Origin of the sequence: Phormidium pseudopriestleyi FRX01 (assembly GCF_017313335.1) — a bacterium.
GTDB classification, from domain to species: domain Bacteria; phylum Cyanobacteriota; class Cyanobacteriia; order Cyanobacteriales; family Laspinemataceae; genus Laspinema; species Laspinema pseudopriestleyi.
Map to the genome: position 1 here is coordinate 1 of NZ_JAFLQW010000193.1, position 25394 is coordinate 25394.

The 25394-nt window shown below is 46.6% G+C and carries 22 protein-coding genes; 7 read left to right on the forward strand and 15 right to left on the reverse strand.

Features of this window, described 5'->3' with window-relative positions; genetic code table 11:
• The 3 genes from J0895_RS06950 to J0895_RS06960 all read right to left on the reverse strand — a co-directional run.
• Positions 1-1669: serine/threonine protein kinase (locus J0895_RS06950; protein WP_207087381.1), on the reverse strand; the 1669-nt coding region annotated here is incomplete at its 3' end.
• Positions 1670-1763: 94 nt separating this feature from the next.
• The gene (locus tag J0895_RS06955; protein ID WP_207087382.1) at positions 1764-2363 is read right to left on the reverse strand and encodes a pseudouridine synthase; all 600 of its coding nucleotides are present in this window, start codon (positions 2361-2363) and stop codon (positions 1764-1766) included.
• 127 nt (positions 2364-2490) lie between these two features.
• On the reverse strand, positions 2491-3396 hold the full coding sequence (locus J0895_RS06960; RefSeq protein ID WP_207087383.1) for an alpha/beta fold hydrolase: 906 nt from the start codon (positions 3394-3396) through the stop codon (positions 2491-2493).
• A 337-nt stretch (positions 3397-3733) separates the two neighbouring features.
• Between J0895_RS06960 and J0895_RS06965 the strand changes: the two genes are divergently transcribed.
• Positions 3734-4714 (forward strand): putative 2-dehydropantoate 2-reductase, encoded by a 981-nt coding sequence (locus tag J0895_RS06965; protein ID WP_207087384.1) that lies wholly within the window; start codon positions 3734-3736, stop codon positions 4712-4714.
• Between the two features lie 106 nt (positions 4715-4820).
• Positions 4821-5132: a class II aldolase/adducin family protein gene (locus tag J0895_RS06970; protein WP_340643473.1), complete on the forward strand. Its 312-nt coding sequence runs from the start codon at positions 4821-4823 to the stop codon at positions 5130-5132.
• Between the two features lie 319 nt (positions 5133-5451).
• Here the strand turns inward: J0895_RS06970 and J0895_RS06975 are convergent, their stop codons facing one another.
• A complete protein-coding gene (locus J0895_RS06975) occupies positions 5452-6234 on the reverse strand; it encodes an ABC transporter permease (RefSeq protein ID WP_207087385.1) in 783 nt (260 codons plus the stop codon).
• Positions 6235-6433: 199 nt separating this feature from the next.
• On the opposite strand from J0895_RS06975, the gene J0895_RS06980 reads away from it, so the two are divergent.
• Together J0895_RS06980 and J0895_RS06985 are read left to right on the forward strand one after the other, a co-directional pair.
• Positions 6434-7633 (forward strand): sensor histidine kinase, encoded by a 1200-nt coding sequence (locus tag J0895_RS06980; RefSeq protein WP_207087386.1) that lies wholly within the window; start codon positions 6434-6436, stop codon positions 7631-7633.
• Between the two features lie 495 nt (positions 7634-8128).
• Complete coding sequence (locus tag J0895_RS06985; RefSeq protein WP_207087387.1) at positions 8129-9970, forward strand: methyl-accepting chemotaxis protein; 1842 nt, start codon at positions 8129-8131, stop codon at positions 9968-9970.
• Positions 9971-9976: 6 nt separating this feature from the next.
• Here J0895_RS06985 and J0895_RS06990 read toward each other — a convergent pair whose 3' ends face one another.
• The 6 genes from J0895_RS06990 to J0895_RS26290 form a co-directional block, all read right to left on the reverse strand.
• Complete coding sequence (locus J0895_RS06990; protein ID WP_207087388.1) at positions 9977-10765, reverse strand: ABC transporter permease; 789 nt, start codon at positions 10763-10765, stop codon at positions 9977-9979.
• A 46-nt stretch (positions 10766-10811) separates the two neighbouring features.
• Positions 10812-11810 carry an ABC transporter ATP-binding protein gene (locus J0895_RS06995; protein ID WP_207087389.1) on the reverse strand — a complete coding sequence of 333 codons (999 nt, stop codon included), beginning with the start codon at positions 11808-11810 and terminating at the stop codon, positions 10812-10814.
• A 92-nt stretch (positions 11811-11902) separates the two neighbouring features.
• Positions 11903-12877, reverse strand: coding sequence for an alpha/beta fold hydrolase (locus J0895_RS07000; protein ID WP_242541117.1), 975 nt, complete (start codon positions 12875-12877; stop codon positions 11903-11905).
• Positions 12878-12965: 88 nt separating this feature from the next.
• Positions 12966-14126, reverse strand: a complete 1161-nt coding sequence (gene recF, locus J0895_RS07005; protein WP_207087390.1) for a DNA replication/repair protein RecF — start codon at positions 14124-14126, stop codon at positions 12966-12968.
• Between the two features lie 284 nt (positions 14127-14410).
• Entirely contained in the window at positions 14411-17248 is a 2838-nt protein-coding gene (locus tag J0895_RS07010; RefSeq protein WP_207087391.1) for a cation-translocating P-type ATPase, read from the reverse strand.
• A 69-nt stretch (positions 17249-17317) separates the two neighbouring features.
• The gene (locus tag J0895_RS26290; RefSeq protein WP_277989794.1) at positions 17318-17446 is read right to left on the reverse strand and encodes a hypothetical protein; all 129 of its coding nucleotides are present in this window, start codon (positions 17444-17446) and stop codon (positions 17318-17320) included.
• A gap of 158 nt (positions 17447-17604) precedes the next feature.
• On the opposite strand from J0895_RS26290, the gene J0895_RS07015 reads away from it, so the two are divergent.
• The 3 genes from J0895_RS07015 (at position 17605) to cobA (ending at position 21030) form a co-directional block, all read left to right on the forward strand.
• On the forward strand, positions 17605-17826 hold the full coding sequence (locus J0895_RS07015) for a hypothetical protein (protein WP_207087393.1): 222 nt from the start codon (positions 17605-17607) through the stop codon (positions 17824-17826).
• Positions 17827-18191: 365 nt separating this feature from the next.
• Positions 18192-19898 carry an ABC-ATPase domain-containing protein gene (locus J0895_RS07020; RefSeq protein WP_207087394.1) on the forward strand — a complete coding sequence of 569 codons (1707 nt, stop codon included), beginning with the start codon at positions 18192-18194 and terminating at the stop codon, positions 19896-19898.
• A 331-nt stretch (positions 19899-20229) separates the two neighbouring features.
• Entirely contained in the window at positions 20230-21030 is an 801-nt protein-coding gene (cobA, locus tag J0895_RS07025; protein ID WP_207087395.1) for a uroporphyrinogen-III C-methyltransferase, read from the forward strand.
• Positions 21031-21085: 55 nt separating this feature from the next.
• On the opposite strand, the gene J0895_RS07030 is transcribed toward cobA, so the two are convergent.
• The 5 genes from J0895_RS07030 to aroF all read right to left on the reverse strand — a co-directional run.
• Positions 21086-22147 carry a sensor histidine kinase gene (locus tag J0895_RS07030; RefSeq protein WP_207087396.1) on the reverse strand — a complete coding sequence of 354 codons (1062 nt, stop codon included), beginning with the start codon at positions 22145-22147 and terminating at the stop codon, positions 21086-21088.
• Positions 22148-22387: 240 nt separating this feature from the next.
• The gene (locus J0895_RS07035) at positions 22388-22732 is read right to left on the reverse strand and encodes a slr1659 superfamily regulator (RefSeq protein WP_207087401.1); all 345 of its coding nucleotides are present in this window, start codon (positions 22730-22732) and stop codon (positions 22388-22390) included.
• A gap of 359 nt (positions 22733-23091) precedes the next feature.
• Entirely contained in the window at positions 23092-23673 is a 582-nt protein-coding gene (locus tag J0895_RS07040) for a slr1658 family protein (RefSeq protein WP_207087397.1), read from the reverse strand.
• A gap of 647 nt (positions 23674-24320) precedes the next feature.
• The gene (locus J0895_RS07045; RefSeq protein WP_207087398.1) at positions 24321-24497 is read right to left on the reverse strand and encodes a hypothetical protein; all 177 of its coding nucleotides are present in this window, start codon (positions 24495-24497) and stop codon (positions 24321-24323) included.
• Between the two features lie 133 nt (positions 24498-24630).
• Positions 24631-25394 (reverse strand): 3-deoxy-7-phosphoheptulonate synthase (aroF, locus tag J0895_RS07050; RefSeq protein ID WP_207087399.1); only part of this gene is annotated, 764 nt, incomplete at its 5' end.

Below are 25394 nucleotides of genomic sequence, written 5' to 3' on the forward strand. Positions count from 1 at the left end.
GCGATCGCTTGATGGGAAGCCAGACCATTACTCCAATTACGGGAACGCCGGTGATTGCAGCAGCAGCAATCAGTAACGGTGTCCAGAATCCTAATTGTAAAGCAATGCCGCAACTGATGCCAGAGGCGGCAGTTAGCAGAGAAAGGGTAGTTGCTATTTGCAGTCCAAATTCCTGAGTAATCCCGGAGGCGGCCCAGATTAAGGCAACCCCGGTAACTGCTGTGGCTGCTAAGGTTCCAGCGGTGGCCCAGGACCCGATTAGACTGGCCCCGGCAGCCATTCCTAGGGTAAATCCGGCGATCGCCGCGATTAGGGTCGTTGCCACGGAAGTGAGCAGGAATTTCACCACAAATCCCTGCTTTCCAGCGAGTTTAGAAAGACCCGCCCAAGCTAGAAATCCACTCAGGGCGATCGCAATCGGGGTGGCGATCGAATGCAGGGCTAACATTCCTCCGGCACCGGCGGCTAAAAATAACAATCCTAATGAACTGTAGGGTAATTTTTCAATCGAAATTGGGATGGGAGCGGTGGTGATTTTTAGGGGGATTCTAAGCGGATTAGGTATTCCATTATGTTCTAATAAAAGTTCTCTTTGATAGGTTTGATTGGCGCGTAAATGACGGGTATCAATAATAATTTGAGCATCCAAACGATTCTTTTTAAACTCAGCAGGAGAAAAGGAAATCCAAGCATGAGCATCGGGACTATGAGGCGGGTCCTGGGGATGGGGGACAACCTGCCATTTTCCTTGGAGTCGGGTGTCGAGAACAGGGTTTTTAATCGAGAGAATGTGAGTAATTTGTTCTCCGAGGGTTGAAGCAGTTGCACTTATGTGAGTTTTGCTGAGATGAACTTCTGGTGTGCGGACGACATAAATTGGTTCCAATGCCGCCAAGGCGGTTGCTGCATCGGGGAAGCGACTGCCCGGATTGGGTTGGACCATTGTTTCTAACCATTCAATCCAGCGCCAACTCACTTTAGGGGTTAAATGTTTAAATTGGATGTGATAGTCTTCATCTACCAACTCGGCGATCGCAACTGATCGAGTTCCCGTGAGTAAACAAATCAGCGTAGCACCCAATCCGTAAAGGTCCGAAGCAGCAGACAGTTGGCGATTCAGCAGTTGTTCTGGTGGCATAAATCCCATTGTCCCTTTGACCATACTACTCATCGCCACATCTTCCGAACCGAGTTTAGCAAAGCCAAAATCAACGAGATATAAAGTGAGGCGATCGCTGACGAGGATATTTTCCGGTTTAATATCCCGATGAATCACCAACGGGGTCCGAGTTTGCAGATAAACTAAGATATTTAAAGCGGCGATCGCCAGTTTCTTGACCTCATCCGCCTCAAAACTGCGCGTCACCGCCAGGGATTGAGCATCTTTATACTCCTGCACCATACAAAACCCATCGGCAGTCTCAAACGAATCCAAATATTTGGGAATCCCCGGATGATTTAACTGTTGCAACACCTCAATTTCCCGTTCCACCGCCCGATAAGCGGACCAGTCGGAACCACTGGTGGCAAATTGGAATTGTTTAATCGCTACCGATTCTTGTCGCTGTTGATTCAGTGCCAAATAAGTCACCCGACCCCCAGCGCGATTATGGCCGAGTTCTCGGATAATTTTATAGCCGTTCGTGCTAAAGTCGGGAAAATAATTCATGGTTGGACATTGCTAGGGGCTGTTTTTATTGTAGGAGATAGGGAGGAAACGACTGAAGTCGTTACTACAAAATTCCTGATCCTCCCTATCTCCCTTACGATCGCAACTGTTTCAACAGAGATTTAACCTCCTCGGGAGTCAAATCTCGCCATTGTCCCGGTTGTAACCCGGCTAGGGAGAGGTTGCCGATGCGCGATCGCACCAGGCGTAGGGTAGGAAACCCGACGGATGCAGTCATGCGTCGGACTTGGCGATTTTTCCCTTCCGTGAGAGTGATTTCTAACCAGGCGGTGGGGACGGTTTTGCGAAAGCGCACCGGCGGATCTCGGGGGGGGAGTTCGGGTTCGGTGGGTAAGAGTTGCACCGTTGCGGGTTGGGTGCGATAATCCTGAATCTGGACTCCGTTGCGGAGGCAGTCGATCGCCTGTTCGTCGGGGATACGTTCAACCTGTACCCAATAGGTCCGGGGATGGGCATATTTAGGGGAACAGAGGCGATGTTGGATGGCACCGTGATTGGTTAACAATAACAGTCCCTCACTGTCTAAATCTAGGCGACCGACGGCATAAATATCCGGGATATCAATGTAATCTTTTAAGGTAGGGCGTTGAATGCCTGCATTCTTGCCATCGCGATCGCTAAATTGGCAGAGAACATTATAGGGTTTGTGGAACAAAATATAGTGGTAAGACACAGATTAGTTCACTGATGACAAATAAATTTCGATGAAATGTGAGAAAAATGGAGAAAACGTTCCTCTATGGTCACCGGAGGGACACGGCAGTTCCGTGTCCTCAACGCGATGAATGGGAGGGAAAATGTTAGGCGTTGGAGTTCCCTGACCAACTGGTTTCTAACCAGTCTAAAATCAGGGGATTTACCACCTCTGGACGTTCATCATGGGGACAGTGGCCGGTATTGGGAATCGACTTAAAGGTAATGGCCCGGTCCGGGTGAGACTGTTGGAAAATCCGACTGACGGCGATCGGTGTCCAAGGGTCATCTTCCCCCCAAAGTACCAATAACGGATGGGTAACATTCGGTAAAATCTCCGAGGGAGGTGTTCCTGGAGGTGCGGTCAAAATCGAGGCAAACACTTTCTGCGCCCCCACATCACAGGAAGGTTCGTATAGCAAATCGACCAACTCATCGGTAATCGCCTCCCGGTTGCGATATACTTGGCGCAAGGTATTGCGAATCCGGTGTTTCTGGCGAATTCGGTTAAACAGAAACGTTCCCACCGTGGGGGAATTCACTAATTTGCTAAACGTCCCCATCACCAAGCGCAATGGCGGATTCAGTTCTTCGGGGCGATGATTTAACCCCCCGGCACAATTGATTAAAACACCCCCTGCTGATTTTTCGGGGTGATTGGCAACCAGCATCAGACTCAACAATGCACCAATGGAATTGCCGATAAATACGGTCGGTTCCTGGATATGTTCCGTCCAGAAATCCGTAATCAGTTCTTCCCACAGTTCCAGGGTGTAATTCAGGGGGGCTTTATCTGAACCGCCAAACCCTAGCAAATCGAGGGCAAACACCCGATATCCGCCTTCAGCAAGGGCGGGAATGTTCTTGCGCCAATGGCCGATGGAGGCCCCGAATCCATGAATTAGGAGGAGGGGACGACCGACCCCTTGGACGGCATACTGAATTTTATGCCCGTTCCAAATCCAGGTTTCCTTGGCGATCGCAGTCGGTAGTCTAAGCTGTTGTGTGGTCACAGTCTCTATTATTAAGTTTAGTAAACTCTCTTGATCATAATCTATAGCAATAGGAAATGATTTATGCCCTTGACGGCTGCTTCCTGCCGGACGTTTTGGGCCGCCGTCGGTTGGGTCCCTTGGTCTGATTCCACAACTGATAAAGGATCGGATATATATATCCGATCCTTTATCAGTTGTGGAATGCCCTCACCCCCAACCCCTCTCCCAAAGGGGGAGAGGGGAGAAGACAGATGTCATAAATCATTTCCTATTGCTATAGATGGAAATTTGCTATGTCGTTGATGCCATTTCCCGGTTAAAATCGATACAGTAGCGAGTTTAAAGCAGTGGCAGAATGGGTACAGAGTTGCAGTCTGGGACGAATCGTAGTTATGCCATTATTGGTACTGGGGCGATTGGCGGATTTTATGGCGCGAAACTCCAGCAGGCGGGGTGTGAGGTGCATTTTTTGCTGCATCGCGATTATGAGTTGGTGCGGCAGCGCGGATTAAGGGTAGATTCGGTTTGGGGGAACTTTACCCTCGACTCCCTGAATGTTTATAACGATGTCCACCAAATGCCTGCTTGTGATGTGGTCATTGTTGCCCTAAAAACCACCCGTAATTCTTTACTGACCAGTTTACTGCCGCCGGTTCTGAAAGAATCCGGGGCGGTGTTAATGTTACAAAATGGTCTGGGTAATGAAGAGGCGATCGCCCCGATTGTCGGTAAAACTCACATTCTGGGCGGATTATGTTTTATTTGCTCTAATAAAGTTGCAGAGGGCCATATTCACCATCTTGATTATGGCACGATTACCATAGGGGAATATGCACCGGATTATCAACCCTTGGGAATCACTGCTACTCTGCGAGACATTGCCGGAGATTTTGAAATTGCCGGAATTCCCATCCAATTTGCAGAAGATTTACTCCTCGCCCGGTGGAAAAAATTGGTTTGGAATATTCCTTATAATGGGTTGTCAGTGGTTCTCAATGCCCGAACTGATGAGATTATGGGAAATGAATACACGAGCCTTTTATCCGAACAGTTAATGCGCGAAGTCGTGGCCGTTGCCGCTGCCTATAATCGGGAAATTCCCGAAAGTTTTATTCAAAAAATGCTAGACCATACCGCCAATATGAAGCCCTATATCACCAGCATGAAATTGGATTATGACCAGCACCGATCCATAGAAGTAGAGTCCATTGTTGGCAATCCTCTTCAATCGGCGATCGCCAAAAACATCCCCGTCCCCAAAATGGCAATGCTTTACGCCCAATTAAACTTCATTAACACTCAAATCACAGCAAAATCCCCTCTCTCCAGTTCGTAGTATAGCGGTGACCACCGTTATTCGCGTACATCTTGGGAGTGCGTTCGCGTAGCGTGTGCGTTAGCACACGCTACGCGAACGCACTCCTCTAAATATCTGTACGCGAATGAGTCCACCGAACCGCTATAGTGACCGATTCTGGGTCAATCCCTTCGGACTGTATTTCGGTCATATTCGCGTCTCGGACTTGGTATTAGTCAACCATCAGGGTGAAATTTTGTCAGGCGATCGCCCGATCAATGCCGCTGGATTTGCCATTCATTCCCAAATTCACAAAGCGCGTCCCGATGTCATCGCGGCAGTACACGCTCATTCCCTCTATGGCAAAACCTGGTCCACCTTGGTCCGACTCCTCGACCCTCTCACGCAAGATGCCTGTGCATTGTATGGGAATCATGCCTTATTTAAGGATTACTGATATTTGATGCTAAAAATGTGGAATGGCAATGGGATATTCACCGCATTCAAGCCCAACCTATTACCGAGAATGTGGGAGATAATCAGGGTTAAGCACTAGCCCTGTCAAAGTGTATTTATAGGGGTGCAATGCGCAGGCCCTCTATGTGAAATAACGATTTTTTGTCATCAAATTTATCACCTTGATAGGGCTAGGGTTAAGAGGGTTTGGTTTCCAAACCCCTACATCCGGTCAGAGGGTTTGGTTTCCAAACCCCTACATTCCATCACTCTTTTTCGTCATTAAATTTACCCCCATGACAGGACTACCCCTTTTGCTGCTAACTGGAGGCGCTGGTATAAAAACGGAGGGCAAACCGCCAAAATGCCATCGAAGCGAAGAAGAGGGCGATCGCCAAAAGTGCGGAACCCGCAATCCAATTCCATTCGACCCGTCCCAAAACCGACTCTGCGGGTACAGTAGTGAGAAAGGCGACGGGGACAATGAAGGTGAAGAAAAAGCGATAAGCAGTGGGATAGGCAACCATTGGAAATCGACCTGCTTCGAGTAATCCTTTAAGAACTTGGGTTACATTATATATCTTCACAAACCAAATACTCAGCGCACCTAACATAAACCAAAGGCTATAAAGACTGATGGCCCCAAAGAGTAGGGGAATTAAACTGACAAGGTAGTTAACCGGGTCTAAATTCAATTGGCTACCTGCATAAAAAATCAGGAGTAAGCCTGAAATAATATCCGGTAGTCCCCAAAGGGAAATCGTCCGTCCCGATAGCCAAAATTGGGAACTGATGGGTTTAAGTAGCACAAAATCGAGAGTGCCTTCCTGCACTTGTTTGACAATGGTATTTAGATTAGGGGCGAGTAAGGTGGAGGAAAAGCCTTGGAGAATGGTAAACACCCCCAAAACCACTAGGGCTTCTTCCCATTGCCATCCTGCGAAAATGTAGTCAGTGCTGTAAAATAGGGAGAGGGCAAACCAACTTCCGGCGAGGTTTCCAAGGCTGCTGAAGGCGGCGATCGCAAAGTTTACGCGATATTCCAGTTCAGCGGCGATCGCAGTTTTCCAAAATAGGGCGAGTGTGGACAAATATCGTTTCATTTCAAGTAGGGATTTGAAAGGAGCAATGGGGACAGGTCAAAATTAGTCAGTGTTGTTATTAGGGTAGCGTAGCGATCGGCCATTTAGGAAATCACGAATAGTTCAGGGAGCTTGATTGGATAATCGAGGTCAATTTTTCTTGATTTTAAGGTAAACTAAAAAAATAATTATATCACAAATTGAGGGAATAAAAAAATCCATGAATGAGTTTACAAAATTATTACGAGAGAAAAAAGAAACGATTGTCGAACAGTGGACTCTATTGGTTCGCGAGGATGAAAACATTAGCACAGCGAATACACTCCCCTATCCAGAGATTCGCGATACCCTACCGAACATCATTGAGGCGATCGCTTCTCGGCTTGATCCTCTCAAAAAAGGTGAGGAAACAAATCTGTTATTGTCGGCTTGGAAACATGGCTATCTTAGATCACAACAAGGCTACGCACCTCAAGAAATTGCCCGAGAATATGGGTTAGTCCGAGAAATGATGATTTTGGCGATCGAGGAGGAACTAGAACGAGCCAAACCACAGGAAATTATTCGGGTCATCCGCCTGATTGATAAAGCAATGGATGACGTCATTGTACACTGTTTTCGGAGTTATACAGAAGAAAGATTGCGAGAGTTACAAGAGTTGCAAACTCAACTCAATTTCACTAATCAAGAACTGACGCGATTAGTCCGGGCGAATAAAGAAAATTTTGCCGACCTTGCCCACGAATTGAAAACACCATTGAATTCGATTATTGGCTACTCGGAGCTATTTCTGCGCCAACAGCGAAAGCAATCTTCTGAAGTAGCGAATTCCCTGCCTAATATGGAGCATATTGAAAGGGTACTTCGCAACGGAAGACAGTTACTGCAATTAATTAATAATTCGTTAGAAATTTCTCGTTATGAAGCGGGAAAGATGCCGTTACATCTCAGGGAAACCTCGGTTAAAAATTTAATTTATAAAACGGTGGAAATGGTGGAAACAACGGCCCGAGAGAAACAACTTAACCTGGAGGTGGATTGTGACCAAGCTCCTGAGATAATCGTTACGGACCCGTTACGGTTACAGCAAGTGGTGACTAATTTGCTCAGTAATGCAGTTTGCTATACCCACGAAGGAACGGTCAGAATTGAGTGCCGAATTATTTCTGAACAGGAATGGAAAATTGTCATTAGTGATACTGGAGTGGGGATTGATGAAAAAGACCAAGCGGAGATTTTTACCCCGTATTTTCAGGTGGTGAGTGGCGATCATACGTTTCTTCCCAATAGTACGGGATTGGGACTGGCGATCGTGTCTCGTTTGATTAAGTTATTGCAAGGCAATATCCAGGTGTTTTCAGAAGTGAATGTGGGTTCTACCTTTACGGTGACTTTCCCTCTCGATATTCAGCCTTTATAAACCCGCACAGCAATTTTTTAGCGGGGTCAGAACCTGTTTCGCTCTCCACCTTGTCTGGGACTTCAAACGGTACGCTCTCTGCTGACTCTGGGTTGCTCTACTCAGATCACTTTGTTCTTGACAAATTGGTAATTTTATGATAAATTTATAAATTATGTTTCTGAGCTTGAACACCCGGTTAAACCCATGATAGGCAGTGGCTAAAGTTCAGCAAAATAGCGGATGTCTGTGGGGTAAATTTTAGTATAAAATAAAAAATAACTCAGGTAACTCAACCCACACAGGTCAACTTTAGGGGTTAACCACCCTAGTCTCGAAGAATAAAAGTGACAGAATTATAGAGAATTCTCTATTTATTCAGCTTGACAGTGCTTGACTTATGTCATTAATTGGTGTTTGGAAATTGAAACCGCCTACAGAATAATTTAGTGCCTTACGGTAGATGTGGAGACTCACATGATTACTCAACTATTCAGCAAATTTCAAAATAAGCTCTTGATTTTACTTTTCTTGAGTACCTTAATTCCGGCGGCGATCGTCGGAGGATATAGTACCCTGTCCTACCGGAAGGTTGTAACGGAGTTACTCTATAATCAAATGGCGCGTCAAGGGATAGATAGTGAATCAAAAATTAGTTCTTTTCTAAAAAATATTAAAGCTGATGTCTTGTACCTCAGTCAAACCCCTCCGGTTCAAGGGATGGTGAGAGCTAGATCCAATCAAGGAATCGACCCTCAAGACAAGTCCTCCAATCAAGAATCGAAAAATCAATTAGAAATCATTTTTTCTTCTTTCCTGAAGTCCAAACCCTATTATTATCAACTCCGCTATTTGGATGAAAATGGCAATGAGTTGGTCCGCGTGGACTTCAAAGATGGAACGATTCAAACCATACCTGATTCACAACTTCAAAATAAGCAAAACAATGACTATTTTACCGAAACCATGAAATTAAGTTCCGGAGAAATTTTTGTTTCTCAGGTTAATTTAAACCAGGAAAATGGACAAATAGAAGTTCCTTATATCCCAGTGATTCGCTACAGCACCCCGATTTATAGTGCAGCGGGAGAAAAAAAGGGAATCATGATTGCTAATGTATTGGCCGATTCTTTTTTAGAAATGGTGGATGAAAAAGCGGGTGAAAACTCTCAGCAAGCTTTTATAATCAATGAAGAGGGTTACTATATTTATCACGGAGATGAAAGCAAAGAATGGGGATTTGATTTGAATAAAAAAGAGACCGTATTCCAGGACTATCCCGAAAAAATTAGCCAACAATTATTGTCTTTTCAGCCTGGATTTTTGCCAAAAGAAACCGATTGGATTATTAGCTATAATCCAATTATTACGAATATTAGTAAAGGTAAAAAAAATGGTTTTGTTCTGGTTTATGTTGCGCCGAAAGATGTGGTTTTTGCCCCGATTAATACCCTCACTACTGTAGCAATTCTGATTACTGGGATTTCCTTGGTGATTGTCCTTCAACTCGGGAGTATGATTTTAAAGAATTTGCTCGGGTCTATTCGAGACATTACCGAGGTGGTTTCCTCCTTTTCCATAGAACTTTTGGCAACCATTGAACAGCAAGAACGAATGACGGTGCAGCAGTCGGCATCGGTGCAAGAAACAACCGTGGCGATTGATCGGATTAATGCCGCTTCCGCAGAATCGGCTCGACAAGCGCAAAATGCCGCTATTGGTGGAAAACACGCCTTAATTCGAGTGGAACAAGGGAGCAAAGCGGTTTCCAAAACCTTTGAAGAAATGGAAACTTTGAAAGAAAAGGTAGAGGCGATCGCCTCTCGTAGTTTCAGCTTAAATGAGCAGACGAATAAAATTAACACCATCTCCAATTTAGTCAGCAATTTAGCTACAGAAACTAATATGTTGGCGCTGAATGCAGCAGTGGAAGCGGTTCGCGCCGGAGAGCAGGGGAAAGGGTTTGGAGTGGTTGCCTCGGAAATTAGAAAACTGGCCGATCGCAGTAAACAATCTACCCAGAATATTTCTACCGTAGTTAAAGATATTGAACGGGCGGTTAATTCAATGGCCCTCGCTGCTCACGAGGGACAAACCAATGTAGCAACTGGGGTAAAAATCGCTCAAAATACCGCAGAAGTGTTTACCGATATTGCCGGTGGCATGGAACAAATTGTGGAACATACCCAGCAAATCGCCCTCACCGCACAACAACAATCCCTGGCGATCGAACAGGTGATGACGGCAATGAACGCTCTCACCTATGAAGCAGCAGAAACCGCAACGAGTATGACTCACATCAAAACCGGGATTCAAAAACTCAACGAAACCGCCTTAAATTTGAAATCCATGATTTGATTCAAATCAAGCCCCCATCCCGGAATATTGGCGCAATCCACGACGCCACAACCAGCGATTGATGATCCAAAAGATTGCCACCCAACCCAACATGATGGCAAGACTGGGGAGAACATTAACAGGTAATCCCACCAATAACGCGGCTGGAAAGTGAATCATATAGGGAAACGGTGTCCATAAAACCACTTGGCGCACTGATTTCGGGAACACCTCTAACGGAGCAACCATACCGGAGAAAAACAGATAAAATAAAAACCAAAATTGCTCGATCGCATTCGCCCGTTCTATCCAAAAACACAGAAGTGCAAAGGTATATTGAATCAAAAATCGCAGGATAAATCCCAGCATAACTACCCCAATCCACAGCAAAAAACGTCCTAAATCGGGCAGCCAAAACGCATCGGGATATAAAGCGAAAAAGAGTAAAATTAAGCCGCCAATAAAGGGAAGGCGAGCACCACGTTCAGCCAGATGAGAGGCCACATGATGCCACACCGGGTCCAACGGTTGTAATAACCGCATGGAGAGTTTTCCTTCCACAATTTCTTTTTCAAACTCCCAAACCACCCAAACTACATTGAATTGGCGGACAATAAATGCCGCTAAAAAATACCGAGCAAACTCCACGGTTTTCAAGGCAAAATCTCCCGATTGAGAGGCTTCTAACCAGAGTCCCATTAAAATAAAAGGCAAACAACCCGACAACGCCCATAACACAATTTCGGCGCGGTATTCCAGCATATACGCATAATGAACGGAGAATAAGGTGGGAGCAATTCTTAAAAAACGTCTCATTAATTTTAGGGTTTAATGGATTAGGGTATGGATATAGGGAAAGGGTTTAGACGATCGCCCCAGCGGTAAAGACTCGTCCAATCACTTCTTCAATCGGGGGTTCAGTCACCGTCAAATCTAATATTTCAAAATCCATTAAAATCTGACCCACGGTAGCGGTTAGGGTATCCCGACGCACCAGTAATCGCACCGACTGACCTGCAATTTCTTCGACTTCGCCATACTGCGAGATTTGTTGCCGCAATTTTTCTGGGTCAGAAACTAGCTGCGTTAACTCTAACTGCACCTCCCGATAGGGAGCAAATCGCTCCACTAACCCATTCAAACTACCATCATAAATCAGTTGACCCGCATAAATTAAAATCACGCGATCGCACAGGGCGGTAATATCTCCCATGTAATGACTGGTTAACAAAATCGTCGCCCCTGTACGCTGATTGTATTCTCGTAAAAACTCTCGGACTGATGCTTGTCCATTCACATCTAATCCCAGAGTCGGTTCATCCAAAAATAGAACATCAGGATTGTGCAGCAATGCCGCCATCAATTCCGCTTTCATCCGTTCCCCGAGGGACAGTTTTCGCACAGGTTGATTCAGCTTTCCTTGCAAAGAAAGCATTTCCGTTAATTGCCCAATCCGTTCCCGACATTCTTTCTCGGGAATCCCATACACCACCCCATTAATTCGTAACGAATCTAAGGCGGGTAAATCCCAGAGTAACTGTTGCTTTTGTCCCATGACTAAGGTAATTTTTTTCAGAAATGCTTCTTTCCGTTGAAAAGGAATATGACCCGCCACTTCTACCCGCCCACTAGAGGGATGAATTAGCCCGGTTAGCATTTTTAAAGTTGTGGTTTTTCCGGCCCCATTAGGTCCTAAAAATCCCACCATTTCCCCGGGTTCAATTTGAAATGAAACATCCTTCACCGCTTCGATATTCCGATAGGTCCGGTGAAAAAAGTGATTCAGAGTCCCTTTTAGTCCCGGTTCTTTGATGGCAACGGGATAAACTTTACTGAGATGTTCGGCAACAATGATTGACATAATAATTATTTTTAGTGAAATGTTCATCTAACCCCGCCAAGGTAGACTGGGTTAGAGTAACCCCACGCTTTAGGGGATAGGTTTATTTTAGCTCAGGGGAGCAACTCTTTTAAATCCACAACCCGAACTACGGGATTGCGATGGGTAAAAATTAACCCATTATGACGATAAACGAGAATTAATTGGACAATCAGACGCTCAAGGATTTCGATGATTCGACCTAAACAATGGCGACTTTTAAAATGTTCCAGTGGGGAGGGAGTCCGCTGAATCAACCATTCGGTTAGGCGGTATTTCCAGGACCGAGTTCCCCGTTTAGAGATTTGCAAAATTGTCCCGGGAATGAATTCCCCTTGATTGGCCCAAAATGCGTAGCGTTCCCCGAGGGTAAAGTAATGAAACACCGACGGATGAGGGCTAGATTGGGCTAACTTTCGGGCAACTCCTAATGGATTGAAGGTGACAACGGAATGAATGCGATCGCGGTATTTAACCCCCAGTTGTTGAGCGATTTTGCCGCCGAGACTTTCGCCAATCACGTCCGGGCGATCGCCCTGTTGACATTTTTCTGTAATCCAAGCGATCGCCCCTTGAGTTTCTGCCGCTTTCGACTGCCAATCTAGGTGAGCAATAAATACCTCTGGAGTATCTTGAAGAACCCCATCAAACGGATACCAAGACCCATATCCCCGAATCACTAATACCGGCGGTGCATTTCCCGATAAAGGAACTCGACCCTCGGCATAAAATCCCGTGATTTTATCTTCAAATACCTGTTCAACTTGATAGTTGCCTTGGACAATTTGTCCCTCGGTATGACGGACATAAATCGAGGGTTCGTCTTTTTTTAAAATTAAGGTGAGTTGGGGTTTACTAAACTGTTCATAAACTACATCTAGGGGATGCCGAGGGGGTGGGGACGGGATAAAATCAGGGAAATTAACTGAATTAGCAGGTTTTTGACCGAGTTGAGCGAGTTTTGATTTGGATTTTTTGCATTGAGATAGCACGAATTCATTCCCCTTGCACAAAGAGAGGGTGATTACCCGATTATGTTTATAGAGCATAGTCTAAGAAGGCCCTCAACGGGGAGGGGATTGGCAGAAAAACCTCCACCATCTCATCAAAGTCCCTCTCCCATCTTGGGAGAGGGATTTAGGGTGAGGGAAAAATTTCCCCCGCTTTCACCGTGAGAATTTGGGCAGAATTGATCCAATCATGTTCAAATCCGCCTAAATGAGTCGTCGCAATCACCGTTTGGAATCGGTCTTGAATGGCTTCAAGCAGTTGATTTTGCCGCTTTGGGTCTAACTCGGCGAGAACATCATCTAGGAGTAAAACTGGGGGTTCTCCAACTATCTCTTCAATCAGTTTCAGTTCCGCCAATTTTAAGGCTAAAACTAGGGTGCGTTGTTGTCCTTGGGATGCAAATTGTTTCACGGGTAGTTCGTTGAGAGTCAACTCAATATCGTCGCGGTGAGGACCCACGAGAGTTGTGCCTTGAAACGATTCTGCGATCGCCCGGGATTGGAGTTTTTCTAAAAATGCCTGCATTGCCTGTTGTGGATTATCCCGCAACCCTTTATCTTGCATTCTTTCCACATTCGGGGCATAATGAATGCACAAAGATTCCACTCGCCCACTAATGGCAGCGTGCCAAGTTTCTGCAATGGGAACCAATCGTTCTAATGCCCGCGATCGCCGTTGCATCACCCGCACTCCAATCGTTGCTAATTGGGCATCCCACAACCCCAATTGAGCCTGATGTTCCGGACCTAGATAGGATTTTTCTCCTCGGGCCTCCGCACTTCTTATCTCTTTCAATAAAGCATTTCTTTGTTTTAAAACTTTATTATATTGCTGTAAAATATGAGCATAAATTGGCTCAAGCTGGACTAATAATCCATCTAACCAATTGCGCCGGATTTCAGGACCGGACCGGACTAACTCCAAATCCAGACTAGAAAACTGAACAACATTTAACAAACCCAAAAAATCCACATTCCGACGACAGATTTCTTCATCCACAGATACCGATCGCCGTCCACTGCGACGCAAGACCACTCCCAATTTAACTGACCGATATTCCCGAGACACAATGCCGGTAATTTGTCCCTGGGGTTCTCCCTCCCGAACTAGATCGCGATCGCGAGAGACCCGAGAACTCTTCAAGGTCGAAAGGAACCCCAATGCTTCCAAAACATTGGTTTTTCCCTGAGCATTATCTCCCACTAAAATAGTCTTCGGGGCATTTAATTCAATTTCCTGTTCTCTATAATTCCTAAACTGTCTCAAATGCAGTTGATTGATAAACATAATTAAATCCAGCTTATTAAAATAAAATTAACCCCTAATCTCAATAAAAATTCTCCAGTTCGTAGTAACGACTTCAGTCGTTCTCTTATGTTCGTAGTGTCGTGTCAAGGATTCAAGGTTAAACCCTTGGTAGTGTGAGCATCTTGCTCGCTATCTGTATTTACAAATCATTTAGGATTGCTATAGAGCGGTTCTCATGGGCGTGAGGTACAGAATATTCAATAGTAGGGGCGCAATGCTTGCGCCCCTACTGGTGTACCGCATCCAACAGAGAACCGCTATATCTATACTTTCTCCTCTAAACTAACCTGCTTTTTTCCCCGAAAAAACACCCGAAAAAAGACCTTTTCCATCTCCACCCAAATAAACAACAACGAACTAAATCCTAAACAAATTGCTAATTCAGTCGGCGTCAACCAATGGGTTCCAAAAAAGGCCCGTAACGGGGCGACATAAATTAACATAAGCTGGAGAATCGTGGTGATAATCACCGCCCCAAATACAAACGGATTCGAGAACGGATTTAACTGAATTGTCAACTGAGTATTGGACCGAACAGCGATCGCATGACCCATTTGAGCAATACACAAGGTCGTGAAAACCATCGTTTTCCAACGGTCCGGAGACAGGCCCTCCCCTAGAACTTCGTGAGTGTAGGAATAGGCCCACATCATTAAGGTAATGGAAATAATCGCAAAAACAATCCCAATTCGCACCATATACAACCCCAACCCCCGAGCAAAAATATTCTCCCGAGGACTAAAAGGGGGACGATTCATCACATCCGGTTCTGGGGGTTCGACTGCCAATGCTAAAGCGGGAAATCCATCGGTAACCAGATTCATCCAGAGAATTTGTAACGGCGTGAGGGGAACACCGGGTAATCCCAACAGGGGTGCAGCGGCGATTGTGAGCAGTTCCCCAATATTAGACCCAAGAATGTATTTAATAAACCGGCGAATATTTGTATAAACTACTCGACCTTCTTCGGTGGCGGCGACAATGGTGGCAAAATTATCATCCAGAAGGACCATATCGCTGGCCTCTTTACTCACATCAGTGCCGGTAATCCCCATTGCAATACCGATATCGGCTTGTTTGAGGGCCGGTGCATCGTTTACCCCATCCCCGGTCATGGCGACAAATTTACCCCGTTTTTGCAACGCTTGGACGATTCTGAGCTTATGTTCTGGAGAGACCCGGGCATATACACTGACGTGATCTACCTCACGTTCTAACTCCTCTTGAGGCATTTCTTCCAACTCTTGACCGATGAGAACCCGATCGCCCTCTTGAGCAATTCCCAAATCCTGGGCAATGGCGATCGCCGTGAGTTGATGATCCCCCGTAATCATAATCGGTCGAATCCCCGCCCGGCGACATTTCACCACCGCCTCACGCACTTCGGGTCTGGGTGCATCTAACATTCCCACCATTCCCAACCAGACTAACTCCCGTTCCGTCTGGTCTTCCGAACCCTCTGGCGGTTCTTCCATTAACGGTTTATAAGCAAATCCCAGAACGCGCAACCCCCTAGCAGCTAAATCATTATTCCGGTCTAAAACCTGCTGCCGTTGTGCCGCAGAAAGGGGTTGAATCTGGTTGTCGATGAGAATTTGGGTACAACAGTCTAAGGTTAATTCTGGAGAACCTTTGGTCAACATCACAAATGGCGTCGAGTCCTGACTAATCACCTCGAATTCAGGATTGGAGACTTGACAAATCACACTCATCCGTTTGCGTTCTGAGGAGAAGGGGAACTCACTGATCCGAGGCAGTTGGGGAGAGAGGCGATCGCCCGTGAATTCCAACTTTCCCGCCAGGACCAGTAACGCCCCTTCCGTCGGGTCCCCCACAATCGACCAGTCATTATTCTCATACTGCAACACCGCATCATTGCACTGCACACAACTCAGCAACAGGGTTTCCAGTTCGGGATACTCCCCTAAATTACCCACCCCGATTTTCGGCCCATTTGCACCTAAAAAATCTCCCGTGGGTTGATATCCTTCTCCCGTCACCGTCAAGCTGTGACTGGGAGTTTCCACCCCTTGAACCACCATTTTATTTTGAGTTAACGTGCCGGTTTTATCCGAGCAAATTGTCGTTACACTCCCCAGGGTTTCCACCGCAGGCAGTTTACGAATTAAGGCGTGACGCTTAACCATCCGTTGCGTCCCCAGGGCCAGAGTCACCGTAATCACTGCCGGTAATCCCTCGGGCACGATCGCCACTGCCATACTCAGGGAAATTTCTAACAGATGATTAAATTCTGACATTCCCTGAACCAGAGTGCCACCAATGACCACGATCGCCACGAGAATTAAGGACCCGGTGACCAACACATTTCCCAGTTGAGTCATCCGTTGTTGCAGGGGAGTATCTTCACTTTCCACCCCCTGAATCAAGGTAGCAATTTTGCCCAGTTCCGTGTGCATTCCGGTGCCAATCACGATCGCCTTGGCCCGTCCCTTGACCACTTCTGTGCCACAAAAGACCAAATTCAGGCGATCGCCCAGGGATGTATTCTCCGGCAGATTAATTGACTCATCCTTTTCCACCGCCTGCGCCTCTCCAGTCAAGGCGGACTCGCGGACTTGCAGATTAGACTCTTCTAGGAGTCTGGCATCTGCCGCCACCTGCACCCCCGCTTCCAAAAACATCATATCTCCCGGGACCACATCCGTTGCAGCGACTTCCAGCAGTTTGCCAGAACGCAGAACTCGAACCAGGGGAGAGGCCAAACTTTTCAACGCAGCGAGAGCTTTTTCGGCCTTCGCTTCCTGAAGATAGCCCAAGACCCCATTCAGAATCACGATTAGCATAATCGCCAGGGCATCTTTGGGAAACTCTTCCTGCTGAATGGACAAAAACCCTGAAATAAAGGCCACCGCAATCAGCATCAATAACATAATGTTCTTGAACTGATCCAGGAGGATAATCCAGGGACTGCGACCGGCTGTTTCGGTCAGTTCATTAGGGCCATACTGCTGCAAGCGTTCCAATACCTCCTCCGCGCTTAAACCCGTCGCGGGATCAACCTGGAGTTTTTCCAGGGTGGTATCGATGTCGAATGTATGCCAAGGGACCGGCGTATATTGTCCAGAAGAATTTGCAGACATGAGTTTTCACAGTAGGTGGTGATAGGGGGGAAAGTGGCAGGGCAGCACAGCAACTCGGCGCCAGGATTTTCATAGCGGCGATCGCCCAGTCTGGTGCTGCCTTGATTCATTATTATAACGACGGGCCACTTCCGGGATCCAATTTTGACAATCCCCCGTCACCTCTGCCACCTGTTCCTTGGAAAGACCTGTTGCCAATAGTCAGAGGCCGGAAATTCCTCGGGTGAAAGGACCCTTAAACTGGCATTCCTGGGTTTTCTGCCTGGGACTCCAGGGGTCCGGTTGTTTACTCGGTGACGGAATCTCTCGATAATGTCCTGTATGTTAAGACGGTTTATTAAAAAGGAAGGGCAATCATGAACCCCAATCGGGACTTGCAAACGGCAAAACCCCATCAGGTGAACTATCGGGATTGGACCATTTTGGTCTTTCCCGGAACTGATGGATACCGTCCCTTGTGCCTTGCCTCGGAAACCGAGGTCCTCAGCGATCCGAAACCCTATCCCACTCCCGAGGTGGCGATCGCGGTGGGGAAGCGTTTCATTGACCGGGCGATCGGTCATCAAGAGGTGGCCTAATCCACCGGATTTTGTCAATTATACTCCCATCATTATCAGACTGAGGTGGGAAGCGGTCAGTTTTTCTCAAATCAGGATAGGGTCAACTCAATTCAACGTTTTTGAGGATATTAGGAATCATAAATTTTTGAATAATTGGGGGCGCATAACTTGCGCCCTTTTGATTATTTTCGCGATTATCTTGTGGGATAGGACTTACGCATCACCCCTAAATCTATAAACAATAAAGCGAATCGCCTCTACATTTAGGGTGGGTTTTCAAAATATGCGTAAGTCCTGTGGGATAATCCTAAAAAGAGTTACTGAAACCAGGATTTGCCCAAATTCAGTCCTCTAATCCGGCATTATTTTTATCGGGGCTTTTCATGCAATATCAACAGTTACGGCAGCAGTTAAATCAATTAGAGGGTCGAAGTTATAAGGCGTATAAAGATATCCAGGGACGCTACGAATTCCCGGATTTTACGCTTTCTATCGATTATGTTCAGGGAGACCCGTTTGCGTCACCGAGTAAACTTTCTGTACGAGTGCCTCAATCCGTGGCGGGTTTTCCTGGGGAATTGTATGACTACTGTACCAGTCGAAATATTGCCCTGGGGGATTATCTAACTCGGGAGTTTTCTCAGGCGGCAAGGCAGGTTTCGACCCGACGAGGGACGGGGAAAAGTGGTCAAATTGCGATCGCCCGAGTGACCCAAGAGGTCCTGGAACGCAGTTGTGCTTCCATCAATTCAGATTGGGTGGAAATTCGCTTTACCGTAGGACTTCCGGCCCAAGGACGGCGGATTTTGGGGCATCTGGCCGGGGAAATGCTTTGCGATGATATTCCCCGAATTGTGGAAAAGGCGCTCTTTTACCGCAATCTGAATGAGTCGAAAATTCGCAACCAGGTAGAAACCATTGAGGATGCCGACTGGTTGCGCGATCGCCTCAAAGAACAGAATTTAATCGCCTTTATTGCCAATGGTGCCATTTTACCCCGACGCAGTGGGGTAGACGATCGCCCATTAACTGCCACGGAAGCAATTCCCTTTGTCTCTCCTAAGTCATTACAGGTGGAATTTCACTGTCCCAATCGCGGCCAAATTATTGGCATGGGAATTCCCACCGGAATTACCCTCATTGTTGGAGGCGGTTATCATGGCAAATCTACCTTACTTCGGGCGATCGAATTAGGGGTTTATAATCACATTCCCGGCGATGGACGGGAATTCGTCATCACCGACCCCGGGGCGATGAAAATCCGGGCAGAAGATGGTCGCAGTGTTGTCGGAGTTGATATTTCACCCTTTATCAATCATTTACCCCAAGGTCGTTCTACCCAACAGTTTTCCACCGCCAATGCCAGTGGCAGTACCTCACAAGCTGCTAATATTATGGAAGCATTAGAGGCCGGAACAACAGTGTTACTGGTAGATGAAGATACAGCAGCGACTAATTTCATGATTCGCGATCGCCGGATGCAAGCATTAATTGCTAAAGAAAAGGAACCGATTACACCCTTTATTGATAAAATTAAATCCCTCACCACTCTGGGAGTTTCTACCCTTTTAGTCATGGGCGGCAGTGGCGATTATTTTGATGTGGCCGATCGCGCCGTAGCAATGGATAATTTTGTCGCATACGATGTCACCGATCGCGCCAAAGCAATCGCTGCCGAATATGCCACGGGTCGGCAATCGGAAGGCGGAGAGGATTTCGGGGCGATCGCCCACCGCATCCCCATCCCAAACAGTCTCGATCCCAGTTCCGGGAAACGGGATGTCCGTCTAAAGGTACGAGATGTGGATCAGGTGCGTTTTGGCATGGAAGACATTGATTTAACTGCCGTTGAGCAAATTGTGGACCCAGGACAACTCCGGGCGATCGCTGCTGCAATGGTGTATGGGAAGGACCGCTACATGGATGGCAGGCGATCGCTACGGGAAATTCTCGATCAGGTAATGGCAGATATTGATCAGCAGGGATTAGATGTATTAACTCGCTTTCCGGAAGGGGATTTAGTGCGGTTTCGTCCTCTGGAACTCGCTGCGGCCCTGAATCGGTTGAGGACTTTACAAGTGCGATTCTAGGCAGATCGCAGTGCACAGTAAAAAATGCCTCAAAATCCATCCCTTCCCCTCCTCCAACTCCGTGAAAATCAGTGAAATCCGTGGTTCCCCTCAAAAAAATGCAAAAATCGGATAAACTCAATGCAATCCTATCATTGAAAATCCATTCCGGTAATCAAAGATACCAATTGTCATCCAGATTACAAATAACCTAAACTAGAAATCACAAAGCGGTCTGGAATTCCATGACCCAAATCTTTTCTCGATATTATTGATACATTTTAACGCAATAAAGCTAGGTTAATCGGACCGATTCACAGCAACTAAAGTCAAGGATTAAAGTTAAGTCAATATGGTAGCAAAATCTTCAAACTCAAGCGGGCCAAAGGCAAGAACATTAGGGAAAGTGTATTTAGTCGGGGCAGGACCGGGAGACCCGGGTTTGCTCACAATTAAGGGCAAAACCCTCTTAGAATGTGCGGATGTGGTGATTCATGATGCGTTAGTCAGTCCACAAATTATTGCCCTGATTAATCCTCATGCTGAACAAATTAATGCCGGAAAACGCCGGGGACGGCATTCATTAAAGCAAGATGAGACGACCCAAATTTTAATCGAACAGGCGCAGATTCATGCCGTTGTGGTGCGGTTAAAAGGCGGGGATCCGTTTGTATTTGGTCGCGGTGGGGAAGAGATGGAGGATTTAATTGCCGCTGGGGTGGCGGTAGAGGTGGTGCCTGGGGTAACCTCGGGAATTGCGGCCCCTGCTTATGCGGGAATTCCCCTGACTCATCGGGGATATAGTTCTTCGGTGACATTTGTTACGGGACATGAGACCGTGGGGAAATATCGACCCCAGGTGAATTGGCAGGCGATCGCCCAAGGTTCAGAAACCATCGCCGTCTATATGGGAGTGCATAATTTACCCTATATTACCCAAGAATTGCTCAGTGCAGGGCTCAGTCCAGACACCCCGATCGCCTTAATTCGCTGGGGGACTCGTCCCGATCAAGAAGAACTGATTGGCACCCTAGAAACCATTGTCCAACGGGTTGAAGAAAGTGGATTTGAGGCCCCGGCGATCGCAGTCATTGGTCAGGTAGTTAATTTACATTCCATTTTGTCCAGCAGTCGTCCCGCCGTTTTTGGGTAAAAAAATGCCTAAAAAAAAGGAATCGGGTTTCCCCTTTTTTTCGTTGTTTTGAGGGTTAATTTTCGATTCTTAAGGGTAAGGAGTTGCTATGATCTGCCCATTCTGGAAGTTCTTGCAACTCCAACTCCATCCAAAAGAGGCTCCCTTCGCCGATGCGACTGATGACATGGAGTTCTCCTCCCATCATTTCCACTAATTTTTTACTAATCGCCAGTCCCAGTCCGGTGCCTTCTGCCATCCGGCTTTTATCTCCAACCTGATGGAAGGGGAGAAAAATTTCGTTCATCATTTCCTCGGGAATGCCGATGCCTGTATCTTGAATTTCAAAGCGAATTTTTCGGGGGGTCAGATGTCCGATGTTCTGCGGTTCTGTTTTAATTTCCTCAGTGATCCCGTTGCTACTGGAGAGGGAGGGGCCACCCGGGAGGCGATCGCTATTGCACCACTGACCATTGACCGCATAACCCACTTTAAAGGTAACCCAACCGGAATCAGTAAACTTAATAGCATTTCCCAATAAATTAATTAAAATTTGCCGCAATCGTTTCTGATCCGTGTAAATTCCACTCGGTAGCGGGGTAATCCGCTCATAAGTAAACTCGATCCCCTTTTGTTTAGAACGCATATCAAATAGATCGCAAATTCCCTTAATAAACTGATGGAAATGAAATTCCTGGGCATCGATTTCTAATCGGCAAGCTTCGATTTTAGCAATATCCAGAATATCGGCGATTAACGTCATAAGATGTTCGCCACATTCATAAATTTTAGTCAGGTCAAGTCGTTGTTGTTCTGTGAGGTCTTCTTCTTCCAACATCAGTTGGGCATAGCCTAAAATGCCGTTTAATGGGGTTCGCAGTTCATGGCTCATATTGGCTAAAAATTCGCTTTTAGCACGGCTTGCCACTTCTGCCACTTCTTTGGCTTTTAACAGCTCGGCTTCGATATTATCGCAGTGTTCCGTGGTATTCTCTAGTAAGATTTCCAGGTCATTTTTTTCCTGCTTAAGCATTTCCACATCCCGGCGCAGGGTCTGGACCTCCAAAAGGAGTTGTTCTCTTGTTACTGTCTCTTCCCACATAGACTTAATCTCTTCTATTTGGCGATCGCGTGACATTTTTCGCTTTTACCCCGTTGTCCTCGCCTTGTTCAAGTCTTATAAAAGTTCTAGCAGTAAAGCTCCAGTTTAAGGTCACTTTAAAGTAGTTTTGAAGACTTGAAAGAGGGCTAGGGATTCAACTGAGGACAATCAGCCGATTTGACCCTTGAGCTACCCTTGTTACCGCAGTCCCTCTCGCCTACGGGATGGCAAGGGGTGTCAGGCCCCTTATAAAGACCCACTCCCCGGGATCTCTCCCTATTCCCATTCCAGTTCTAAAGACGGCATCAGTCGCTGTAAGTTCTTCAATGATTTTCCCTGCCACAAGAGATTTTTAGACCCTTTCACAATCAGATTCACATTCTTTTTCTGCCGAACCTTGATCACAAACTTCGAGAGTACATTGATCCCCGAGCTATTTAAAAATTCTAGGCCCTTGAGATTGAGGATCATCGTCCCAGGTTCTTGGTCGATCGCACTTTCGAGTAGTTGGATAATCGGGTCATATTCATCCATACCATTTAACCGGAGGGAACCCTGACAGTGTAAGGTTGAGGCTTCATTCTCATACCACAGGCGATAATCGTCAGTCTTAATTTCCATCATCAGTAGTCAGTCGTTAATAAGGGATCTCGGGTCAAGGGATAAGGAGTAAGAAGGTCAACTAGCCGATCCTAACCATAGTTTGCCCAGATTGGATGCTCTCCTCTCTCATTTTTCTCTAGTTGTAGTTGCTGCACTCACCGACTCTAACCGATTCTCGCAGAATCCTTTACTAAGTTAATAGTACGGGACAATGCCGGGATAGTGTTCAGTATAATTACCCCTTCAGTTCATTGGCAACACTAGCCCGACACCCAGTAAGCAGAGGCACTCACTGGGTGTCCCTCTCCAGAGCAATTGTCCCACCGGACAAATCATAGAATCAGATAGGGGTCATCAGGAGCGGAATATCAATGAGTCTATAATAAAAGCTGTACCATTGTGGTTACGGCGATCGCTTTTTGCTCCCCATTCATATCCTGAAATTTCCACCCCATCTTGGCGCCATAGTTGTTGATCATCGTCAGGAAACCCAATCCTGATCTGTTGCTGCCATCCTCCAGGGCATTGTTTTCCACTATCTTAATATAGAGTTCTAGGGGGTCCTCAGTAGTTAACTCCTGTAAAAATTCCTGAAACTCCCCCATTTTCTCCGGACTCATACTATTCGTCGTTACAAAAATAATTCTTTCAGAATTTAAGTGGAGTTGAATACTAATCGGATATCCCTGAGTCTCCACACTAAATTTCATAGCATTTTCTAGTAGCTCATTGGCAATATAGCTGACTGCACATTGGATTTCAGCTTTTTTATCCGGATATGAAGCGGTTTCATCACTGCTGGGAAAAAATGTGGCTAAATAGTCTGCCAGAAAATCTGCCGATAACCCATTGTTTCGCCATCGCTGTTTGAGGGGGATCGAAGCGGGAGAAAATCCCAAAATCAAATATTCCGTTCCCGAGGGCAAATTCTCAATGAAGTCTCCAAATATCTCAGTCATAAGTGGGTTTTAGCTAGACAGACGGGAATCCCCACACTAACCGAAGCGGTATATTGTGGGATGAAAGGCGCGGTGAGATGAGGATTCCACACGCTTGCCACCTCCCACGCTCAGGGCATTGAGCCGTGAGCGTGTGGATGACGAGACGAACCCCCTCTTTATTGTTTTGAAAAGCACTACCGACTATAAGTCAATATAATGAGGGAATTCTTCTTTGAACTAAATAAAGTTCAACTCCTTACGGAGTGGTTTTCTTCGTCAATGTTTGCCCAGGTTTTTATCAGCAACACTTGGACCTTAACTCCAGAGGTATGTTTAATTACTGACCGCAGTGTTCAATGCTAGAAAACGGTTTACCAAACCTGTACACTGAAGTGCCTATATATTCTGAGCAAACGTAGCGACCAAGAGCGTAACGAGCCACTGAGACTATTGACACGCTCCTTAATTTCTTAAGAAGCCCGCACTGTAACGGTATTCCGTTCAGTGCGTGGAGTTGTCACTGGCTAGATCAATGATTCCCAATTGGCAATTGGATTACAGTATAACAAGAAATAGAGCGGGTGGATTCTTCAGTGGATCTATTCTGAACAAGAATCAGCTCACCGATGGATGGAGACTCGTTTTAATTTCTGAACGCCGGTCAACTATTTCTTCGCCGAAATCGGGGCGATCGCCGTCTCAACAGAAACTGTTGACTCTCTCAGAATCGGCCAGATTGTCGGTGTCAAAGGGGTGATGAAATGTTCCAGCAGTTGGGGTATCTGTGCGATCGCGAACTTATCGGGATCATCAACCTTTTGGGTGAAGACAGTCCAGCCCATCGACTCAACCAGATGCCTGTATTGTATCCACAACTCATCCAATGCAGCAAGCTCCCCCTGATTGGCATTTTCAGAAGTAGGAGACTCTGAATTTCCCGGGCAACAGTCAACCCATCCGAGTCTCCCACTCCGCTTAAGCTGCGGATAATTCCCGCACAGGTTCCACCCCACGCACCCGACGCCCGACTGCTGCTGCCACCGGACCCAAACTCTGCACTAACTCTACCATCTCTGGAAGAGAAAGAGCCTGTCTGGCATCGGAAACCGACTGTTCCGGTTCTGGGTGACACTCAATAATCAACCCATCGGCACCCGCTGCCACCGCCGCCTTTGCCAATCCCGCCACCAATTCTCGCTTACCCGCTGCATGAGACGGATCCACCATTACTGGCAAATGGGTAATCTGTTTCAGGGCCACCACTGCCCCCAAATCCAGTATATTGCGAGTGAACGAATCGAAACTGCGGATCCCCCGTTCACAGAGAATCACATCCGGATTCCCATGACTGAGGATATATTCAGCGGCAAACACAAATTCTTCCAGGGTCGCTGCCAGTCCCCGCTTCAGCAACACAGGTTTACCCGCTTCCCCTAATGCTTTGAGCAAGTCGAAATTTTGCATATTCCGACTGCCCACTTGTAACAAATCCGCGTGGGCGACAATGCTTTCAATTTGATTAATCGACATCACTTCCGTCACCACGGGAATCCCATAGCGCTGACGCACTGCCGATAAAATAGTTAACCCCGCAGAACCCATGCCTTGAAACGAGTAAGGGGAGGTGCGGGGTTTGAAAACGCCACCGCGTAACATTTGGACTGGTGCATGGGCGAGGTGACGGGCGACGGTTTCCATTTGTTCGAGACTCTCTACCGCACAGGGACCGCCGATTATTA

Excerpts from the sequence above, each read along its gene's own strand:
- J0895_RS06965 (WP_207087384.1), top strand. The coding sequence starts at position 3,734 with ATGGGTACAGAGTTGCAGTCTGGGACGAATCGTAGTTATGCCATTATT.
- J0895_RS06970 (WP_340643473.1), top strand. The coding sequence starts at position 4,821 with ATGAGTCCACCGAACCGCTATAGTGACCGATTCTGGGTCAATCCCTTC.
- J0895_RS06975 (WP_207087385.1), bottom strand. The coding sequence starts at position 6,234 with ATGAAACGATATTTGTCCACACTCGCCCTATTTTGGAAAACTGCGATC.
- J0895_RS06980 (WP_207087386.1), top strand. The coding sequence starts at position 6,434 with ATGAATGAGTTTACAAAATTATTACGAGAGAAAAAAGAAACGATTGTC.
- J0895_RS06990 (WP_207087388.1), bottom strand. The coding sequence starts at position 10,765 with ATGAGACGTTTTTTAAGAATTGCTCCCACCTTATTCTCCGTTCATTAT.
- J0895_RS06995 (WP_207087389.1), bottom strand. The coding sequence starts at position 11,810 with ATGTCAATCATTGTTGCCGAACATCTCAGTAAAGTTTATCCCGTTGCC.
- J0895_RS07000 (WP_242541117.1), bottom strand. The coding sequence starts at position 12,877 with ATGCTCTATAAACATAATCGGGTAATCACCCTCTCTTTGTGCAAGGGG.
- recF (WP_207087390.1), bottom strand. The coding sequence starts at position 14,126 with ATGTTTATCAATCAACTGCATTTGAGACAGTTTAGGAATTATAGAGAA.
- J0895_RS07010 (WP_207087391.1), bottom strand. The coding sequence starts at position 17,248 with ATGTCTGCAAATTCTTCTGGACAATATACGCCGGTCCCTTGGCATACA.
- J0895_RS07015 (WP_207087393.1), top strand. The coding sequence starts at position 17,605 with ATGAACCCCAATCGGGACTTGCAAACGGCAAAACCCCATCAGGTGAAC.
- J0895_RS07020 (WP_207087394.1), top strand. The coding sequence starts at position 18,192 with ATGCAATATCAACAGTTACGGCAGCAGTTAAATCAATTAGAGGGTCGA.
- cobA (WP_207087395.1), top strand. The coding sequence starts at position 20,230 with ATGGTAGCAAAATCTTCAAACTCAAGCGGGCCAAAGGCAAGAACATTA.
- J0895_RS07030 (WP_207087396.1), bottom strand. The coding sequence starts at position 22,147 with ATGTCACGCGATCGCCAAATAGAAGAGATTAAGTCTATGTGGGAAGAG.
- J0895_RS07035 (WP_207087401.1), bottom strand. The coding sequence starts at position 22,732 with ATGGAAATTAAGACTGACGATTATCGCCTGTGGTATGAGAATGAAGCC.
- J0895_RS07040 (WP_207087397.1), bottom strand. The coding sequence starts at position 23,673 with ATGACTGAGATATTTGGAGACTTCATTGAGAATTTGCCCTCGGGAACG.
- J0895_RS07045 (WP_207087398.1), bottom strand. The coding sequence starts at position 24,497 with ATGGGCTGGACTGTCTTCACCCAAAAGGTTGATGATCCCGATAAGTTC.